The sequence below is a fragment of the Pseudaquabacterium terrae genome (genome assembly GCF_013266755.1).
In the GTDB taxonomy this organism is placed as follows: domain Bacteria; phylum Pseudomonadota; class Gammaproteobacteria; order Burkholderiales; family Burkholderiaceae_C; genus Pseudaquabacterium; species Pseudaquabacterium terrae.
In genome coordinates this window covers 864,802-883,362 of sequence record NZ_JABRWJ010000001.1, presented here as the reverse complement: position 1 = coordinate 883,362, position 18,561 = coordinate 864,802, and the positions used below count along the sequence as shown (strand labels likewise).

The window sequence follows — 18,561 nt, the reverse complement described above, 5'->3', positions numbered from 1 at the left end:
CCTAAACCAGCGCCACGCCGATCATCAGCATGCCGATCACGCCGATCGCCCAGACGGCGGTGCGCAGGAACTTCACGCCGGCCCAGTACAGCGGCGCGTAGGCCAGGCGGGCCCAGAAGAACAGCATCGCGCCGGTGGCGACGCGCGGATCGGCGCCCTTGCCGGCGGCCTGCGCGGCCAGCACCAGCAGGCCGAACAGCAGCAGGTTCTCCAGCATGTTCTTCGCCGCGCGGTCCATGCGGCCAGCGAGCGCGCTCGCCTCGCCCAGGTCGTCGCGGTTGCCGAAGGCCTTCAGCAGGCCGCGCGGCGTCCAGCCTTCGGAGCGCACCATGCTCGCGGCGATCAGCATCAGCCAGCACAGCGCGACGCTGAGCACCAGATAGGTGAGTGCAGCGCTCATCAGACGCGCTCCAGCAAGACAGCGATGCCTTGCCCGACGCCGATGCACATCGTGCACAGCGCATAACGCCCACCGCTGCGGTGCAGCTGGTTCACGGCCGTCGTCGCCAGCCGCGCGCCGCTGGCGCCCAGCGGGTGGCCGAGGGCGATCGCACCGCCGTTCGGATTGACGCGCGGGTCGTCGTCCGCAATTCCGAGCTGGCGCAGCACGGCGAGGCCTTGCGCGGCGAAGGCTTCGTTGAGCTCGATGACATCGAGCTGGGCGATCGAGACGCCGGTGCGCTCCAGCAACTTCTGCGTCGCCGGCGCCGGGCCGATGCCCATGATGCGCGGCGCGACACCGGCGGTGGCCATGCCGACGATGCGGGCGCGCGGCGTCAGCCCATGGCGCGAGGCGGCGGCACCGCTTGCCACCAGCAGCGCGCAGCTGCCGTCGTTGACGCCCGAGGCATTGCCGGCGGTCACGGTGCCGTCCGGGCGCACCACGCCCTTCAGCTTCGCCAGCGCCTCCAGCGAGGTCTCGCGCGGATGTTCGTCCTGCTTGACGACGAGGGCCTCGCCTTTCTTCTGCGGGATGGTCACCGGCACGATCTCGGCATCGAAGAAGCCGGCCTTCTGTGCCGCCACGGCCTTCAGCTGCGAGGCCAGCGCCATGCGGTCCTGCGCCTCGCGCTGGATGCCGAAGTCGGTGGCCACGTTCTCGGCCGTCTCGGGCATCGAGTCGACGCCGTAGCGTTCTTTCATCAGCTTGTTGACGAAGCGCCAGCCAATCGTCGTGTCGTAGACCGCGTTGTTGCGGCTGAACGCGCTGTCGGCTTTCGGCATCACGAACGGCGCGCGGCTCATGCTCTCGACGCCGCCGGCGATCATCAGCTGCGCCTCGCCGGCCTTGATCGCCCGCGCGGCGCTGCCCAGCGCGTCGAGGCCCGAGCCGCAGAGGCGGTTGATCGTGCCGCCCGGCACCGCCTGCGGCAGCCCGGCCAGCAGCGCGGCCATGCGCGCGACGTTGCGGTTGTCCTCGCCGGCCTGGTTGGCGCAGCCGTAGAGCACGTCGTCGAGCGCGGCCCAGTCGAGGTTCGGATGGCGGGCCATCAGCGCCTGGATCGGGATCGCCGCCAGGTCGTCGGTGCGCACCGTGGCGAGCGCGCCGCCGTAACGGCCGAAAGGCGTGCGCACGCCATCGCAGATGAAGGCTTGGGTCGTCATGACGTTGACTCCGGGGCCCGCGGCGGCGGGTGGTGATCGGTGAAGCAGTTCACGAATCGAACGATTCTAGGAGCCCGCTTCGCCGCGGGGCTGTCTCGCAGGCGCGCCTTGTTTCAAGTTTCCCCGCGCTGGTGCCGAAGTTGTTCCTGAGCGGGGAAAACCCGCAGCCGGGACCTTTGACCATGTCGTCGACCATCGATATCGACAATCTGCGCGTAGGCATGTTCATCCATCTGGATCTCGGATGGTGGGCGCACCCGTTCGCGCTGTCGAGCTTCATGCTGAGCTCGCAGGAGCAGATCGCGACGATCCGCGGCCTGGGGCTGAAGCGCCTGCGCTGGAGCCCGGAGAAGAGCCGCCAGCCCGAGGCGCCGACGACCCAGTTCACCACCTCGACGCTCGGCACCGGCACGCCGTCGGAGCTGCAGGCGGCCGAAGCGGTGGCCGATGCCGCGGCCAGCGCCGCCGCCGAGGCCGACGCCGCGCGCCGCCGCGCCGCACTGGCCGCGCAGCGTGAGGCCGACCGCCTCTGCGCCGCACAGTACGCCGAGGCCGGCCAGGCCTGGCGCATCGCCGCCGAGCAGGTGCTGGCGCTGCCGCAAGGCTCGCGCGAGACCACCGAGGCGCTGACGCGCGCGCTGCTGGACAAGATGATGATCGAGGGCGAGCTGTGCATCCGCGTGCTCGCCGAGGCGCCCGGCGACCGCAACGCCGCGCATGCACTGAACGTCGCGGTGATCTCGCTGCTGATGGGCCGGGTGTTCGGCTTCGGCGAGGCCGAGATGATGGACCTGGGCGTCGGCGCGCTGATGCACGACATCGGCAAGCTCGAGATTCCGGAACGCCTGCGCCTGCCCGATGGCCTGTTCACCGCCGCCGAGAACGCGCAGTACCGCGAGCACGTGGCGCACGGCATCACGCACGGCCAGCGCATGGGCCTGACGCCCGGCGCGATGACGGTGCTGGCGCAGCACCATGAGATGGCCGATGGCTCGGGCTTCCCGGGCAAGCTGAACACCGAGCGCATGAGCGCCGGCGCGCGCATCGTCGCGCTGGTCAACCGCTACGACAACCTGTGCAACCCGGCAGTGGCCTCGCATGCATTGACGCCGCACGAGGCGCTGTCGCTGATCTTCGCGCAGGCCAAGTCGAAGTTCGACGCGACGATGCTCAACGCCTTCATCCGCATGATGGGCGTCTACCCGCCGGGCTCGATGGTCCAGCTGACCGACGACCGCTACGCGACGGTGATCAGCGTCAACTCGTCGCGCCCGCTCAAACCGCGCGTGCTGGTCTGCGATGCGGCGGTGCCGGTCGACGAGGCGCTGCTGCTGAACCTCGAAGAGTCCACCGACTTAGGGATCCGGCGCAGCCTGAAGCCCTCGCAGCTGCCGATTGCGGTTCAGAACTACCTGTCGCCGCGCCAGCGCGTCGTCTACTTCTTCGAGCCGGCCCTGACCAACCCCACCGCCTTGCCCGCGCTGCGCGAGGAAATCGCTGCGTGACCGAAGGCTCTCCTGCCTGCGCCGCCTGGGCGCAATTGATCGACGCCCTGGGCGATGCCGCCTGGCTGGTCGACGGTGCCAGCGGCAACGTGCTGGCAGCCAATCGCGCGGCGGTCGAGCTGCTCGGGCTGGCGCGCGAGCGGCTCGTCGGCATCCCGGCCGCGCAGCTGATCGCGACGCCCGAAGACCTGGCCTTCTGGGATGGGGTGCGTGCGGGCGATGCCGGCCTGCTGCAATCGGACACCGTGCTCGTGCATGCCAGCGGGCGGCTGGTCAAGGTCAGCCGCCGCATCCAGGCCTTGACCGGCGATGAGCGCTGCCTGCTCGTCACGGTGCAGGACCGCACCGAGGCGCAGCGCCAGCAGGACGAGCGCGAGACGCTGCTCGCCGAGCTGCGCGCGACGCTCGAATCCACCGGCGACGGCATCCTGGTCACCGACCTGGCTGGCCGCATCACCGCCTTCAACCGCCGCTTCGCGCAGCTGTGGGGCGTGCCCGAGGAACTGCTGACGCAGCGCAACGACGACGCGGTCTACGACTGGATGCGGCGCAGCGTGTGCGACGGCGAAACGTATCAGCGCCGCCTCGCGGCGATCCAGGAAGCCACGCTGATGCAGGCGCACGAGCGCATCGAGCTGCTGTCCGGCCGCGTGCTCGAACGCGTGACGCAACCGCAGGCGAGCCAGGGGCGGCCGAGCGGCCGCGTCTGGGCCTTCCGCGACCGCACCGAGCTGGAGACCGCCAGCCAGCGCATCAACACGCTGTCGACGACCGACGTGCTGACGGGTCTGTTCAACCGGCGCCAGCTCGGCGAGACGCTGGCCGAATCGATGCGCCAGGCGCGCCGCGCCAACGGCACGCTGGCGCTGCTGATCCTCGACCTCGACCGCTTCAAGCAGATCAACGACAGCCTCGGCCACGAGATCGGCGACCACGTGCTGCTGGACACCGCCGAGCGGCTGAAGACCTGCCTGCGCCAGGGTGACTCGGTCGCCCGCATCGGCGGCGACCAGTTCGCGCTGGTGGTGCAGCGCGTCGACCACCGCGGCGCCGAGGCCGCCGCGCAGCGCGTGCTGGAGGCGATCTCGCGGCCCTGCGCCGTCGACGGCCTGCAGTTCACGATGACCTGCTCGGTCGGCGTCGCGCTGTTCCCGACCGATGGCGAGGACGGCGACGAGTTGGTGCGCCACGCCGAGACGGCGATGCAGCGCGCCAAGCAGGGCGGCCGTGCGGGCTTCCGCTTCCACCAGCCGCACCACGACGCCGACCTGCGCCAGCGCATGCGGCTCGACCACGCGATGCGCCAGGCGCTGGCCTCGAACCGCTTCCGGCTGAAGTACCAGCCGCAGCTGGACATGCGCACCGGCGCCGTGATCGGCGCCGAGGCGCTGATCCGCTGGCGCGACCCCGAGTTGGGCGAAGTGTCGCCGGGCGAATTCATCCCCGTCGCCGAGGACACCGGCTTCATCGTCGCGATCGGCGACTGGGTGCTGCAGCAGGCGGTGCGCCAGGCCGCGCGCTGGCGCGCCGAGGGGCTGCTGATGCCGGTGTCCATCAACGTCTCGGCGCTGCAGTTCCAGCAGGCCGATTTCATCGATCGCGTCGGCAACGTGCTGCGCGAGAACCGCCTGCCCGGCTCGCTGCTCGAGCTGGAGCTGACCGAATCGATCCTGGTGCACGATGCCGACGAGGCGCTGGCGCGCCTGTCCCAGCTGTCTCAGCTGGGCGTGCGGCTGGCGATCGACGACTTCGGCACCGGCTACTCGAGCCTCGCCTACCTGAAGCGCTTTCCGATCGAGCGGCTGAAGATCGACCGCAGCTTCATCCAGGGCGTGCCGCAGGACGACAGCGATGCCGGCATCGTGCGCGCGATCGTGCAGATGTCGGCCGCGCTCGGCATGAAGGTCATCGCCGAGGGCGTGGAGACCGAGCCGCAGCGCAACTTCCTCGTCGAGGCGGGCTGCGACCAGTTCCAGGGCTTCCTGTACGCGCCGGCGCTCGATGCGCTGAGCTTCGACGAGCGGGTGCGCGGGCGGCCGCGGACCACCAAGGGGCACTTGAGCCTGGTTGCCCGCTGAGCCGGCCGGGCGCGCCGCTTGCCGGGCGCGCAATTTGCTCGCTTCTTGCGAGGCCCGGCGAATTTTTCTAGAGTCGACCGGACCGTCACGGCTGCCGTTCGACATGCCCGCACTCGAAGCCATCCTCCGCGACAAGTTCGACAACCTCGGCGCCCCGGCGGCGCTGGTGCTGCCCGGCGGGCAACGCATCGGCAGTGCCGACGCGCGGGTGACGATCCGGCTCAACGACATGCGCTCGCTGGCGCACGTCGCGGCCGGCCAGGTCGGCAAGCTCGCCGAAGACTACGTCGAGGGCCGCGCCGACTTCGACGGCAGCATGCGCGACCTGATGAGCGCGATTGCCGCGCTGGTCGGCGGCGACCCGACGCGCGGTGTCGAGCACGGGCCGTGGCGCTGGTGGCGCGGGCTGATGCGGCGCGGCAAGTCGCTTGCCCGCCACACCGCCGAGGCCGATGCCCGCCAGGTGGAGTTCCACTACGACGTCTCGGACGATTTCTACGCGCTTTGGCTCGACCCGCGCCGCGTCTATTCGTGCGCCTACTACAGCGAGCCGACGATGACGCTGGCGCGCGCGCAGGAGGCCAAGCTCGATCACATCTGCCGCAAGCTGATGCTGCGCGAGGGCGAGCGCTTCCTCGACGTCGGCGCCGGCTGGGGCGGCCTGCTGCTGTGGGCGGCCCAGCACTACGGCGTGCGCGCCACCGGCATCACGCTGTCGCGCAACCAGCATGCCCATGTCGAGAAGCTGATCGCCGAGCGCCGCCTGACCGGCCGCGTGCACATCGAGCTGCTCGACTACCGTTCGCTGCCCGAGGACGAGCCCTGGGACAAGATCGCCTCGGTGGGCATGTTCGAGCACGTCGGCCGCCCGCTGCTGCCGACCTACTTCGAGAAGCTGCAGCGGCTGCTAAGGCCCGGCGGCCTGCTGATGAACCACGGCATCACCGCCGGCGGCACGACGAACCACCAGCTCGGCGCCGGCATGGGCAATTTCATCGAGCGCTACATCTTCCCCGGCGGCGAGTTGCTGCACCTGTCGCACGTGCTGCGCGAGCTGTCCGAGGCCGGCCTGGAGGCGCTGGACGTCGAGAACCTGCGGCCGCACTACGCGCGCACGCTGTGGGCCTGGTCCGACGGGCTCGAAGCGCAGCTGTCCCATGCGCGCGAGATCACCAGCGAGCGGGTGGTGCGGGCCTACCGGCTCTACCTCGCCGGCTGCGCGATGGCTTTCGAGCAAGGCTGGATCTCGCTGCACCAGGTGCTCGCCTCGCGGCCGAGCGGGGCGGTCGCCGACGGACCGATGCGCGGCGCACAATCGGCCTATCCCTTCCAACGCGGTCACGTCTACCGGCCATGATCTACAAGTTCAAGAGCAAAGCCGCCGGCGACGTCATCATGCTGGAGCCGAACGGCGATGCGCTGCTGCGCGCGATCGGCCGCGAGCCGGCGCCCAAGGGCATCATCGAGCCGCCCGTGATGGCCGAGGCCATCGCCGCGATCGAGCGCACGATCGCCGCCGACGAAGCCGCGCGCATCGAAGCCGAAGCCGAAGCCGCCGCCAAGGGCGAGACGCTGCCGCCGCGCGAAGGCGTCACGCCGCGCCAGCGGCTGTGGCCGATGGTCGAGATGCTGCGGCGAGCGCGCGCGGCGAAAGAGCCGATCACCTGGGGAGTCTGAACCCCGTGTCGAGGAACGAGCGATGAAACTGTGGAGCGACAGCTGGCCGAACGGCGAGGCCATTCCCGAACGCTGCGCGGCCGGCAAGCCAGGCCCCGGCGGGCCGACCTTCTCCGACAACCTGAACCCGCACCTGGCGTGGAGCGAGCTGCCCGCGGGCACGAAGTCACTGGTGCTGGTGTGCCACGACTTCGACGTACCGAGCAAGGGCGACGACGTCAACAAGAGCGATCGCGAAGTGCCGGCCGACCTGCCGCGGGTGGACTTCTTCCACTGGCTGCTGGTCGACCTGCCGACCTCGGTGGCGTCGATCGCCGAAGGTGAGTTCAGCCGCGGTTTCAGCGCGCGCGGCAAGCCCGGCCCGGCGGCGGCGCACGGCGCGCGCCAGGGCCTCAACGACTTCACCGGCTGGTTCGCCGGCGATGCGCAGATGGCCGGCTCCTATTTCGGTTATGACGGGCCGTTTCCGCCGTTCAACGATTCGTTGGTGCACCACTACGTCTTCACGCTCTACGCGGTCGATGTCGACCGGCTGGCGGTCGATGGCGCCTTCACCGGTGCCGAGCTGCGCGAGGCACTGGCCGGCCACGTGCTCGACACGGCGACCCATTCCGGCACCTACACGCTGAATCCGCGACTGCGCGGCGCCGGCCGTTGAGCCCGCACGGCCGCCCGAAGGGCGAACGCTCCCCTCGGGGGACGGCGCGCAGCGCCAAGGGGCTGCAGTGAGCCCGCACGGCCGCCCGAAGGGCGAACGCTCCCCTCGGGGGACGGCGCGCAGCGCCAAGGGGTTGCAGTGAGCGCCGCGACACGCATCGTCGCGATCCGCCATGGCGAGACGGCGTGGAACGCCGAGTCGCGGCTGCAGGGCCAGCTCGACATTCCGCTGAACGCCCGTGGCCGGCGCCAGGTCGCGCTGCTGGCCGATGCGCTGCGCGATGAAGGCTTGAGTACGGTGGTCTCGAGCGACCTGGGCCGCGCCGCGGACACCGCGCGTGCGCTGGCCGGGCCGCTCGGCCTGGCCGTCGAGACCGATGCGACGCTGCGCGAGCGCGGCTTCGGCGTGCTCGAGGGCCACACCTACGACGAGATCGGCGAGCGCTGGCCCGAGATGGCGCAGCGCTGGCGCGCGCGTGATCCGCAGTTCGGCCCGCCCGGCGGCGAACGGCTGGCCGACTTCTTCGAGCGCAGCGTCGCCGCCGCGCTGCGCGTGGCCGAGCGCCATGCCGGCCAGACCATCGCGCTGGTCACCCACGGCGGCGTGCTCGACTGCCTGTACCGCGCCGCCACGCGCATCGAGCTGCAGGCGCCGCGCACCTGGCAGCTCGGCAATGCGGCGATCAACCGGCTGCTGCACTCGGCGCAGGGCTTCGTGCTGGTCGGCTGGAACGACCACCAGCACCTCGAGGTGCTGGTGCGGGACGACGCGTCGGTCTGACGCGGATCGGACGGGTCAGCGGATGTCGCGCCAGGCGTTCTTGCGCTGGCCGAAGACCTTCACGATGGGCGGCCTCCGGTCATCGAGCTCGGGTTTGCGCGTCCAGATGATCAACTCGCCTTCCTTGAGCTGCACGATCTCCGACGCCGTCACGTTGTTGGTCGTCGACAGCACCTCGGACTTGCCCGAAACCGCGCGCACATGGATGCGGTAGCTGGATGCGCTCTGCGCGCAGTTCGAACCGCCCGCCGCGTTGGCGTTGACGAAGACGTAGCCGAGCGCGTACTTCGGATCGACGTTGACCTGCTCGCCCGCCGGGATGTCGAGGTACCAGCCGCGCTGGGTCGCCCAGTCGATGGTGCCGCTGATCACCTTGGTGCCGAGGTTGTGCGTGAGTCCGGCCATGCTGTTGCGGGCATTGGACAACGAGGCGTTGGTGTCCCTGACGGCATAGATGGTCTGTACGTTGCTGCTGCCGAAGTCGGTGATATCGAGCAGGCGCCCGGTGCCGACGACGATCACCGGCTTGCCGTTGATCTCGGTCAGCACCGGCGTGGTGGTGACCGGCTGGGTATTGCCTGCGCCGTCCTTGAAGGTCGCCACCAGTGTGGTCGTGCCCAGCTTGAGGTCGAACTTCCACAGGTTGCCGAGCAGGTCGCCGCCGTAGACATAACGCGCGGTGCCGGTGTCCTCGCGGTAGGCCGCGATCTGCCTCAGGCCGGCCTCGGCAGCCGTCGTCCCGACCGGGGTGACGAACTCGCGGATCACCGCGCCCGTGCTGGCATTGAGCATCCACATCCGGCCCTTGCCGTCGCCGATCGTCGAGCCGTTGTCGTAGCCCGAGGTGACCAGCGCGACGTAACCGTCGTCGGCGGTCTTGACGATCAGCGGCCGACCGACGGTGTAGCCGACGTAGGGCTGGTACGCCGTCTGCGTCGGCGACGGGAAAGTCCACTTGACCTGTGCCGCGGCCTGCGCCTCGGTCAGCCCCTTCGGATTCGTGACGTCGAGCGCGTAGTAGCTGCGCCCCGCGGCGCCCATGCCGCCGACCAGCAGCCTGCCGCCGGCATCGGTGTACTTGTCGACGTTCGGCGTGCCGTCGAGCTTGGTCTTGAACGCGTACGCGCGCTCCACGGTCAGGCCGATCGACGACAGCGCGCCATAAGGAACGAAGGCCCATTCCTCGGCGCCGGTGGTGGTGTTGAACGCATGCAGCATGCCTTCGCCGGAGGCGACATAGGCCACGCCGCTGTCGATCACCTGCTCGGCGTTGATCACCGCGCCCATCAGGCTCAGCCGCGTGCGGTAGGTCGAGCCTTCGCCGGTGCGCTTGCCGCGCAGGTAGTCGACGACGCCGGCGTTGGTGAAGGCGACGCTGTCGGGATTCACCGTCGCGCCGATGTTGGCTTCGGTGAACGCCCGGCCGCCGTTCACAGTGCCGTCGGCGGTGAAGACGATCCGAGTCGCCCAGTTGCGCGCGTTCAGCACCGACGCGGCGGACCAGGTCGGTGCCGTGGCGATGTTGCCGGTGGTCATGCTGACGGCGCTGGCCGTCAGGTCGCCGGTCCAGCCGGCAGGGTTGTAGCTGGCCTCGTAGGCCTGGCCATCGCCGGCCAGCAGGTTGAAGGTGCTGACGGCCACCGCGGTCTGCGCGCCGGTTTGGCTCTGGATCTCGGACAGCGCCGTCTGGATGCCGATCGTCGCCGACTGCACGTCGGTCGCCAGGTACATCTGGCCGCGGCCGTTGATCGTCGCGTGCCAGAGGTCGTCGATCATCTTCGCGCTGTCGATGACCGGCGTGGGCCAGCTCGGCGGCGTCGTGAAGGGGGTGCTGTTGGCCGGCCAGATCTCGCCCGTCATGCCGAGCGTGATCGCGTAGGTGTTGAGGTGCAGGTTGGGGTTCGAGTCGGGGTTGGTGACGGTCTGGTTGCCCAGCGGCACCTTGCCGGCGGGGAGCGCGCCGCCCCCGCTGGCACGCAGCGGTCGGATGAAGTAGGCCAGCCCCTGGTGCGCGAGCCAGCCGGATGGCGTCGTGTGGTACGGTTTCGGCGCACCGGTGGAGCCGTAGTCCGTGGCCGTCGCCGCCGGGAGGCCCGTCATCGACGGTGCGCCATCGTTCGCGAAGCCGTCGGTGACGATGAAGGCCGCGTTGCGCTGGCAGGCGTACTGGATGATGTTGGTGTCGGTGTCGAACTTGTCGTAGATGTACTTGTAGGTGCCGCGCGTGGGTGTGCTGCCGGCGACCTTCGCGCCATAGAAGATGCCGGCGACCTTGCGTGCGTTGCTCGCCGCGCTGCTGTTGTCGGCGTCGTACATCGTCGGTGTCGCCTGGTTGTTGAACGCGACGACCCCCATGCGCAGCCCTGTGATGTCCTCGAGCACGGCGCCCGCCGCACCGGCCATCAGCATCTTGCGCTTGCGGTAGTACTGGAACCAGTTGGCGAAGTTCTGCATCTCGTCGGTATAGCTGCGGCCGGACGGGAAGCTGTTGCCGGACTTGATCTCGTAGCGCTTGAGTTTCTGGCCGTCGTAGGCGGTGGTGCAGCTGATGTCGTCCACCGTGCCGCAGTCCTCCTTGCGCCAGAACGTCGCCGGGTAGTAGCTGATCGAGCCGTAGCAAGTGCTGCTGCCGGTGTAGGTGCTGTCGGCGCTTCCGCAGGCGTTGGCGACGGCGTAGGGGGTGGAGGTGGAGAGCCTCGTTGCACCCGCTGGGATCTTCATGTTGTAGGTGAAGGCGAAGCGCCACTCGTCGTCAGTCGAGCTGATGTCGGCCGTCAGGTTCATCGTCGTCGAACCGAGCACGGGATGCGACTTCGCGGCGGTCGGCGTGGCGTTGCTGAAGGTCAGCCCGCTGCTGATGTAAGCCGGCGACCAGGGCTTGTAGGTCTTGGTCGTGTCGTAGTAGATCGGGTTGTACTCGCTAGACCGTGCCCACGCGAACTGCGCGGTCGGCGGGATCGCGTGGCCGGCATTGCTGCCGTTGGCCTGCGAGTAGATCTTGATGCCGTTGTCGGTGGTGGGTGTGGTCGTCGGCGAGACGCCGTTCGGGAACAGGTAGGCGAAGGCCTTGCTGCTGGTGTTGTGCAGCGCCGTGCCGTTGAAAGGGCCCGGCGAGCTGTTCTTGCTCCAGTACCAGCCCTGGTAAGTCTTCAGCAGGACTTCGGCATCCATCGAGCCGGAGTCGTCCATCGCGAAGATCACGTTCGGCTTCGCCAGCACCGAGGCCTTCAGCGGCTGCTCGGCGAGGTTCGTGGCATGCGAGGTGGCCTGGAACAGCAGGCCGCCGAGCGCCAGGACGGCGGTGGCGAATTTGAGGGCGGATGTCATCGAGAGGTCTCCCGTTCAGGAGGTTCAGCGCCGGGCGAAGATGCCGTCAGTTGACGGTGGTGAGCGACTGGGTCCAGGTCTGCGTGCCGCGTGCGTCGGTCACGCGCACCGTGATGCGGTACTGGTGCGGCCCCTTGGCCTTGTAGTCCTTCGGGTTGTAGGTCTTGTCCTGCGGGTCGCCGCTCGTCGCATCCGGCGGCTGAACCATCACCAGGCACTCGCGCGCCGAGTCGTTCACCACGTTGACGTTGCACAGGCGATCGACGGCGTAGGTGACGGTGAAGCGGCCGACACCGCCGGCCACCACCGGCGTGCCGCCGTCGAAGTTGATCGTCGACGGTACGTTGGTCGCGGTTGTCGGCTGCATCGTGGCCCAGTACCAGCCGCCGGTATCCGCGGTCTTGTCGACCAGCGCCACCAACTGGGCATAGGCGGCCGCGCGTCCGACCTCGGCGGCATGCAGCGAGGCTTCCTTGGTCGCCACGTTGCCGCTGACCAGCGCGCCGGCCTCGGTGATGCGCGCAAAGGCGAGTGCGCCCAGCAGCATTGCGGACATCAGCAGCAGCACCATCAGCATCGTGACGCCGCGCTGGGAAGAGAAGGTCGAATGCTTCATTGCAGTACCGTGACCGGCCAGTTGATGGTGGCCGTGCCCGAGATCAGGTTGCGCAGCGGGGCGATGACAATGGCGCTGCGGTACCGGTAGCACTGCCAGTCGGCGACGTCGGGCTCGATCTCGACCGAATCGGCGCCGTCGAACAGCCGCGGCTTGGCGGTCGAGGTCAGGCACTCGCCATTGCTGCCCTCGGGCTTCTCGCGCTGCGGGCTGCGCATCACGACCCCGATGCGCACGGCACGCACGCGATCGATGTTGGCGTTGTCGATGGTGTTCCAGCTGCCTTCGGTGACGTGGACCCAGTCGTCCAGCGAGGGCGAGCCGACGTTGGACACGCCGTACTGCACGCGAAAGCCGATCACATTGCGCAATAGAGTCGCCGTCTGGCCCGTCAGCCGTCGCGTCAGCTGCAGGTCGGTGCCGTTGAGCGCATAGCGATTCCACTGCAGGTTGCCCAGCAGGACCACGGGCGACTGCTCCCTGAACGCCGGCGTGCTGGCGAACACGCCCTGGTTGTGCGTGCCGGCGTTGCCGAAGGTCACGAGCTGTCGCGGCGCGGTTGCCGTCGGCATCACGTTCGCGGTTGCCGTGCGCACCAGGCACGGATTGGCAGCGGTGACGTCGACCACCTTGCGGGCCAGCAGCACCACCGGGTCCTGGGCCACGGTCAGCGGCAGCATCGAGTTCAGCGTCGCGGTCGAGCCGTCGGACTCCGTGTTCAGCTCGGACCAGGCGCCGGCGGCGACGTTGCTCGCGTAGATGACGTCGAGCACGTCGTTGTTGCCGACGCGCGTGGCCTGCATCGGCGCGAAGGCCGTGCCGTTGGACACGAGGGTGTTGCCGACGCTCATGTTGAGGGTCGCGCAGCGGTAGCGGCCGTCGACGAAGAAGCCCATGCCGCCGATCGCGACATCGTCCTTGATCGCCGCGAGGGCTGAGGCGGCATTGGCGCTGCCGCCGCCGACGGCGACGCCCTGCCGCTGCGTCGCGGTGAAGAACTGGGCGCTGCGGGTCGCGGTGAGGCTGACGAGCAGACCGACGATCAGGCCGACCATCACCTCGATGATCGACAGCCCGCGCGCGGCGCGCCGCTGCCGGAATGAAGCTTCAGCGGATGTCACTGCTCACCTCGTGCATGCGCGTCTCCGCGCTTTCCTTGTAGTACCAGGTCAGCCGCACCGTGATGCGGCTGGTGGCTGCGTTGATCGTGCTGGTGGCGCTCGTCGCGTGCGGCAACGTGGCCAGCGCGCGCGCGGCCCAGGCATCGGTGCTCGCCCGGGCGGTGGCATTGCCGCAGCCGCCGGCAGCCGGCAGCGTGTAGCAATTGGCGTTGCCGTTGTCGACGAGCATCGCGATCAGCAGCTCGTCGGTGAGCAGCGAGGCCGTCTGGCGCTGCGTTGCCTCGTTGGCATTGCCGGCCATCCGCGTTTCCATGCGCACCAGCGCCAGCATGCCGAAGCCGAGCAGCGACAGCGCGACGAGACCGTCGAACAGGCCGAAGCCGCGTTGTGATCGGAGCGCGCGCTTCATGGGCAGCTCAGCTTGTTGCCGCACAGGCGCATGCCTCCGCCGCCGTCGATGCGCAGGCCGGGGCAGCGCATGTCCTGGGTGCAGGTGGTGTTGGTGTGGCTCAGGTCGACGGCCAATTCGGTGCCCAAGGGTTGCGGCATGCCATTGCCGGCGAAGTCGATCGTGCCGTTGTCGGCGACCAGCGAGTGCGTCAGGGTGTGGGTGCGCAGCACCGCGCCGCCGGCGACCACCGTGACCTGGGCACCACCGGGAGTGATCGTCAGCCGCACCGGCGTATTGCGCTTGAGCGCCTCGCTCTGCGCGTACAGCGCATGCGCCAGCAGCGAGTGCGCACCTTCGCGCATCCGCGAGTTGACGATGAAGTCACCGAAGTGCGGTCCGGCCACGCTGAGCAGCAAGGCGCCGATCACCAGCGCGACCATCACCTCGATCAGCGTCAGGCCGCGCGCCACGGCTGCCCGGCCGGGAAGATTCAGATGTCGCATGCCCCACCCTTCATCGTCCAGCAGGTCGCGTTGGAGCCCTTCGGGTGTGCGCTGGTGACGCGCGCGCCGATCTGATTGATCGAGTAGGTGTAGCCGGCCATCTTGCCGTGGCCCGTCATCGTGGCCGTGTAGGCTTGGCCGGTGGCGTCGGCCAGCACGCAGGTCGCGTTGAACTCGGGCACCGACGCGATGACCGCGGTGCAGCCGGTGGCCGCGGTGCCGTAGCGGCCGCTGTCCTGGTAGGCCAGCTCCATCTTGGTCGTGTAGCCGCTCAGCACGTCGAGCGCGGCGGGAACGCGCGAGCGCATCACGTAGGCCGTGTACGACGGCATGGCGATCGACGTGATGATCGCGAGGATCGCGATCGTGATCATGATCTCGATCAGCGTGAAGCCACGAAGGCGTTGAGTGGGCATCTTGCGTTTCACCGATGACCGCCATCGACCCAAGGCGGCATTGGGGCGGACATGCGTCCGTCGAGACCCATGTTCCGCTTTCTGACCTCTGGCATCGGCTGCAAAACTCACGGGCTTGAGGGCCCGCTGGCAAACAGATGTTTCCTCGCCGACGGACGGCTGCTGGCGTGCGCCGAACGGCATGGCGCGTCGCTGGCACGGGGCCGCTGGGCGCCAGTGTCCCTGTGCCGGCGGGTGGGCAAAGGAGACAATAGAACGATGAAAGACGCCCAGATCATCGTCCTGGCCACGCCGGTGTTCCTGGCGCTGATTGCCCTGGAATGGGCGGTCGGCATGGCGCGCCGGCGCAATACCTACCGCCTGCACGACGCCATGGCCAGCATCGGACTGGGCATGCTCAGCCAGGTTGTCGGCCTGTTCACCAAGCTCTTGATGATCGGGCTGTACACGCTGGCGTTCGAGCGGCTGGCCATCACGAAGCTGCCGGTGGACTCGATCTGGGTCTGGCTCGTCGGGCTGCTGCTCTACGACTTCCTCTATTACTGGAAGCACCGGCTCGGGCATACCGTCGCGCTGCTGTGGGCCGCGCATGTCGTGCACCACCAGAGCGAGGACTACAACCTGTCGACCGCGCTGCGCCAGACCTCGACCGACTGGGTCGCCGGCTGGGTGTTCTACCTGCCGATGGCGCTGCTGGGCTTCCCGCCGCTGGTCTTCGGCGTCGTCGCGCTGGTCGACCTGCTGTATCAATACTGGGTGCACACGCAGCAGATCGGCCGGCTGGGCTGGTTCGACCGCGTCTTCTGCTCGCCGTCCAACCATCGCGTGCACCACGCGGTCAACGATCCTTACGTGGACAAGAACTACGGCGGCATCCTGATCCTCTGGGACCGCCTGTTCGGCACTTTCGAGGACGAGCGTGATGACGAGCCCTGCGTCTACGGCACGCGCTCGCCGCTGCGCAGCTACAACCCGCTGTGGGCCAACCTCGAGGTCTACGCCGCGCTGGCGCTGGAGAGCTGGCGCGCGCAGCGCTGGGCCGACAAGCTCAAGCTGTGGTTCATGCCGCCGGGCTGGCGGCCGGCGGACCTGGAGCGCCGCTATCCGAAGGGGCCCTTCGACCTGCGCGCCGTGCAGCGCTTCGATCCGCCGGCCTCGGCGCTGGCCAAGGGCGTGTCGACGCTGCTGTTCGTCGCGCTGCTCGCCGCGACCGTGCTGCTGCTGTGGAACGCGCACACGCTGGCGCTGTCGACGCAGCTGCTGGCCTTTGCCGGCATCCTCGGCGGGATGAGCTTCGTCGGCTGGCTCGGCAGCGCCGCGGCCGGCGCGCCGGCCCGCACGCAGCAGCCGGCTTAGATCAGAACAGCTCGCCGCTGCCGTTGCCGCCGCTGCGCGGTGGCGGCGTCAAGCCGAGGTGGCGGTAGGCCGCCAGGGTCGCGATGCGCCCACGCGGCGTGCGCTGCAGGAAGCCCTGCATGATCAGGTAGGGCTCGATGACATCCTCGATCGTGCCCGACTCCTCGCCGATCGCCGCGGCCACGTTGTCCAGCCCGACCGGTCCGCCGTCGAAGCGGTGCACCACCGCTTCGAGCAGCTTGCGGTCCATCAGGTCGAAGCCCTCCGCGTCGACATCGAGCATCTTCAGCGCCTTGTCGGCGATGGGGCGGGTGATCACGCCTTCGCCCTTGACGTCGGCATAGTCGCGCACGCGGCGCAGCAGCCGGTTGGCGATGCGCGGCGTGCCGCGCGAGCGGCGCGCGATCTCGAACGCGCCCTCGGCCTGGATCGGCACGTTCAGCAGGCCCGCCGAGCGCTTGACGATGGTGCCGAGCTCGGCCGGCGTGTAGAACTCCAGCCGCGCGACGATGCCGAAGCGGTCGCGCAGCGGGTTGGTCAGCATGCCGGCGCGGGTGGTCGCGCCGACCAGTGTGAAGGGCTGCAGGTCGAGCTTGATCGAGCGCGCGGCCGGCCCCTCGCCGATCATGATGTCGATCTGGTAGTCCTCGAGCGCCGGGTACAGGATTTCTTCGACGACCGGCGACAGCCGGTGGATCTCGTCGATGAACAGCACGTCGTTGCGCTCGAGGTTGGTCAGCATCGCCGCCAGGTCCTTCGGCTTCTCGAGCACCGGCCCCGAGGTCTGGCGCAAGCCCACGCCGAGCTCGGCGGCGATGATGTGCGACAGCGTCGTCTTGCCCAGGCCCGGCGGGCCGAACAGCAGCACGTGGTCCATCGCTTCGCTGCGCTTCTTGGCCGCGCCGATGAAGATCTCGAGCTGTTCGCGCGCCTTGGCCTGGCCGATGTAGTCCTGCAGCAGCTTCGGGCGCAGCGCGCGTTCGAGCGCTTCTTCCTGCGGCGACTGGCGCACGGCGCCGACGACGCGCGGCAACGGGGGGGCGGCTTCGAAGTGATCGGTCTGTATGCCCATACAGCAGATTGTCGCCGTAAAGCGCTGCCGCCGGCTACTTCGACAAGGCCTTCAACGCCAGCTTGATGCCCTCGGACACGCCGACGTCCGCGGGCAAGGCCTTCAGCGCCGCGGCCGCTTCGCGCTCGTTGTAGCCGAGGGCGATCAGCGCCTGCACGATATCGGCCTGCGCATCGCTGGCCACCACGCCGCCCGGCGCGGCGAGCTCGGGGCCGAGCTTGCCCTTGAGCTCCAGCAGCAGCCGCTCGGCGGTCTTCTTGCCGATGCCGGGCACCTTGACCAGCCGGCCGGCCTGCTGCTGCGTCACTGCCTGGCTCAGCTCGGTGACCGACAGGCCCGACAGGATCGACAGCGCGGTGCGCGGGCCGACCCCGGAAATGCGGATCAGCTGCCGGAAGGTGCTGCGCTCTTCGTGCGTCAGGAAGCCGTACAGCAGCTGCGCGTCCTCGCGCACGACGAAGTGCGTCAGCAGCGTGGTGCGTTCACCGAGCGCGGGCAGGTTGAAGAAGCTCGACATCGGCACGTCGACTTCGTAGCCGACGCCGTTGACATCGATGAGCACTTGCGGCGGGGCCTTTTCCGCCAGGAGGCCAGTGAGCCGACCGATCATGGCCGGCGATTATGGGCGGTGGTCACTGGGGTACCTTCGGGCTGCGCCCTCCGGTATTCGCCCTTCGGGCGGCCGTGCGCGCTCATGGCCCCCTACGGCCCTGCGGGCCGGTCCCCCCCAGGGGGAGCGTCGCCTTGGGCGGCCCGGCGGCGACTAGCGGCGGAAGAGGCCCAGCCGCTGCGCTTCCAGCGCGGCTTCGGCACGCGAGCTGACGTTGAGCTTGCGGTAGATCTGCTTGACGTAGTCGGCGATCGTGTGGCGCGACAGGCCGAGCTGCACGCCGATCTCGGGCAGCGTGAAGCCCTTGGCGACGCGCAGCAGCACTTCGCTCTCGCGCTCGGTCAGCGAGACCTCGGGCATGGCCGAGACCACCGGTCGGGCCTGCGACGCGAAGTACTTGATGACCTTGCGCGCGATCGACGGCGACAGCGGCGGCTCACCCTGGCTGATGCGCTGCAGCTGTTCGGTGATCAGCTCGCGCGACTGCTCCTTCAGGATGTAGCCGTAGGCGCCGGCCTGCAATGCGGGGAACAGGTGCTCGTCGTCGTCGTGGATCGTCACGACCACCGACTGCGCATCGGGCTGCGCATCACGCAGCGCGGCGACGACGTCTGTGCCCGAGCCATCGGGCAGGCCGAGGTCGATCAGCGCCAGGTCGAATTTCATCGCCGCCACATGCGCCTGCGCGTCGTGCACGCGCGAGCATTCGGTGATCTGCGCGTTCGGGAACACCTGCATCACCAGGCTGCGCAGCCATGCGCGAATCTCGTGCAGGTCCTCGAGCAGCAGGATGTTGTTCATTGCGGGTGGGGGTCGGCGCCGGGATGGGCCGCGCGATCGTAGCAG

18 protein-coding genes are annotated in these 18,561 nt (G+C 69.1%); 7 read left to right on the top strand and 11 right to left on the bottom strand.

Annotation, left to right across the window (positions count from 1 at the left end; translation table 11 throughout):
• Window position 1 precedes the first annotated feature (1 nt).
• The gene (locus HLB44_RS04085) at window positions 2–400 is read right to left on the bottom strand and encodes an MAPEG family protein (protein ID WP_173120823.1); all 399 of its coding nucleotides are present in this window, start codon (window positions 398–400) and stop codon (window positions 2–4) included.
• Window positions 400–1,605, bottom strand: coding sequence for a 3-oxoadipyl-CoA thiolase (pcaF, locus tag HLB44_RS04080; protein ID WP_173120821.1), 1,206 nt, complete (start codon window positions 1,603–1,605; stop codon window positions 400–402). The genes HLB44_RS04085 and pcaF overlap by 1 nt, the downstream gene beginning before the upstream one ends.
• Before the next feature lie 182 nt (window positions 1,606–1,787).
• Here pcaF and HLB44_RS04075 point away from each other — a divergent pair, with 182 nt between their 5' ends.
• The 6 genes from HLB44_RS04075 (at window position 1,788) to HLB44_RS04050 (ending at window position 8,303) form a co-directional block, all read left to right on the top strand.
• Complete coding sequence (locus HLB44_RS04075; protein ID WP_173120819.1) at window positions 1,788–3,110, top strand: cyclic di-GMP phosphodiesterase; 1,323 nt, start codon at window positions 1,788–1,790, stop codon at window positions 3,108–3,110.
• The gene (locus tag HLB44_RS04070) at window positions 3,107–5,188 is read left to right on the top strand and encodes an EAL domain-containing protein (protein WP_173120817.1); all 2,082 of its coding nucleotides are present in this window, start codon (window positions 3,107–3,109) and stop codon (window positions 5,186–5,188) included. The genes HLB44_RS04075 and HLB44_RS04070 overlap by 4 nt, the downstream gene beginning before the upstream one ends.
• A gap of 103 nt (window positions 5,189–5,291) precedes the next feature.
• The gene (locus tag HLB44_RS04065) at window positions 5,292–6,545 is read left to right on the top strand and encodes an SAM-dependent methyltransferase (protein ID WP_173120814.1); all 1,254 of its coding nucleotides are present in this window, start codon (window positions 5,292–5,294) and stop codon (window positions 6,543–6,545) included.
• The gene (locus HLB44_RS04060) at window positions 6,542–6,865 is read left to right on the top strand and encodes a DUF1840 domain-containing protein (protein ID WP_173120812.1); all 324 of its coding nucleotides are present in this window, start codon (window positions 6,542–6,544) and stop codon (window positions 6,863–6,865) included. The genes HLB44_RS04065 and HLB44_RS04060 overlap by 4 nt, the downstream gene beginning before the upstream one ends.
• A gap of 22 nt (window positions 6,866–6,887) precedes the next feature.
• Complete coding sequence (locus HLB44_RS04055; RefSeq protein WP_173120810.1) at window positions 6,888–7,523, top strand: YbhB/YbcL family Raf kinase inhibitor-like protein; 636 nt, start codon at window positions 6,888–6,890, stop codon at window positions 7,521–7,523.
• Window positions 7,524–7,661: 138 nt separating this feature from the next.
• Window positions 7,662–8,303: a histidine phosphatase family protein gene (locus HLB44_RS04050; RefSeq protein ID WP_173120808.1), complete on the top strand. Its 642-nt coding sequence runs from the start codon at window positions 7,662–7,664 to the stop codon at window positions 8,301–8,303.
• A 15-nt stretch (window positions 8,304–8,318) separates the two neighbouring features.
• On the opposite strand, the gene HLB44_RS37740 is transcribed toward HLB44_RS04050, so the two are convergent.
• Genes HLB44_RS37740 through HLB44_RS04020 form a run of 6 tightly spaced genes read right to left on the bottom strand, consistent with a single transcriptional unit; the run spans window position 8,319 to window position 14,677 of the window.
• Window positions 8,319–11,630 carry a pilus assembly protein gene (locus HLB44_RS37740; RefSeq protein ID WP_173120806.1) on the bottom strand — a complete coding sequence of 1,104 codons (3,312 nt, stop codon included), beginning with the start codon at window positions 11,628–11,630 and terminating at the stop codon, window positions 8,319–8,321.
• A gap of 46 nt (window positions 11,631–11,676) precedes the next feature.
• Window positions 11,677–12,246, bottom strand: coding sequence for a pilus assembly PilX family protein (locus HLB44_RS04040; RefSeq protein ID WP_173120804.1), 570 nt, complete (start codon window positions 12,244–12,246; stop codon window positions 11,677–11,679).
• The gene (locus HLB44_RS38110) at window positions 12,243–13,367 is read right to left on the bottom strand and encodes a PilW family protein (protein WP_173120802.1); all 1,125 of its coding nucleotides are present in this window, start codon (window positions 13,365–13,367) and stop codon (window positions 12,243–12,245) included. Before HLB44_RS38110 ends, HLB44_RS04040 begins: the two co-directional genes overlap by 4 nt.
• Window positions 13,354–13,776, bottom strand: a complete 423-nt coding sequence (locus HLB44_RS04030) for a type IV pilus modification PilV family protein (RefSeq protein WP_173120800.1) — start codon at window positions 13,774–13,776, stop codon at window positions 13,354–13,356. Before HLB44_RS04030 ends, HLB44_RS38110 begins: the two co-directional genes overlap by 14 nt.
• Window positions 13,773–14,261: a GspH/FimT family pseudopilin gene (locus HLB44_RS04025; protein WP_173120798.1), complete on the bottom strand. Its 489-nt coding sequence runs from the start codon at window positions 14,259–14,261 to the stop codon at window positions 13,773–13,775. The genes HLB44_RS04030 and HLB44_RS04025 overlap by 4 nt, the downstream gene beginning before the upstream one ends.
• Window positions 14,249–14,677, bottom strand: coding sequence for a type IV pilin protein (locus HLB44_RS04020; protein WP_173120796.1), 429 nt, complete (start codon window positions 14,675–14,677; stop codon window positions 14,249–14,251). Before HLB44_RS04020 ends, HLB44_RS04025 begins: the two co-directional genes overlap by 13 nt.
• 258 nt (window positions 14,678–14,935) lie before the next feature.
• Between HLB44_RS04020 and HLB44_RS04015 the strand changes: the two genes are divergently transcribed.
• Window positions 14,936–16,033 (top strand): sterol desaturase family protein, encoded by a 1,098-nt coding sequence (locus tag HLB44_RS04015; RefSeq protein WP_173120794.1) that lies wholly within the window; start codon window positions 14,936–14,938, stop codon window positions 16,031–16,033.
• A gap of 1 nt (window position 16,034) precedes the next feature.
• On the opposite strand, the gene ruvB is transcribed toward HLB44_RS04015, so the two are convergent.
• From ruvB to HLB44_RS04000, 3 genes are all read right to left on the bottom strand, one after another.
• Window positions 16,035–17,105: a Holliday junction branch migration DNA helicase RuvB gene (gene ruvB, locus HLB44_RS04010; protein ID WP_173120792.1), complete on the bottom strand. Its 1,071-nt coding sequence runs from the start codon at window positions 17,103–17,105 to the stop codon at window positions 16,035–16,037.
• 34 nt (window positions 17,106–17,139) lie between these two features.
• Window positions 17,140–17,715, bottom strand: a complete 576-nt coding sequence (ruvA, locus tag HLB44_RS04005; protein ID WP_173120790.1) for a Holliday junction branch migration protein RuvA — start codon at window positions 17,713–17,715, stop codon at window positions 17,140–17,142.
• Between the two features lie 153 nt (window positions 17,716–17,868).
• Complete coding sequence (locus tag HLB44_RS04000) at window positions 17,869–18,516, bottom strand: response regulator (protein WP_173120788.1); 648 nt, start codon at window positions 18,514–18,516, stop codon at window positions 17,869–17,871.
• Between the last annotated feature and the right edge of the window lie 45 nt (window positions 18,517–18,561).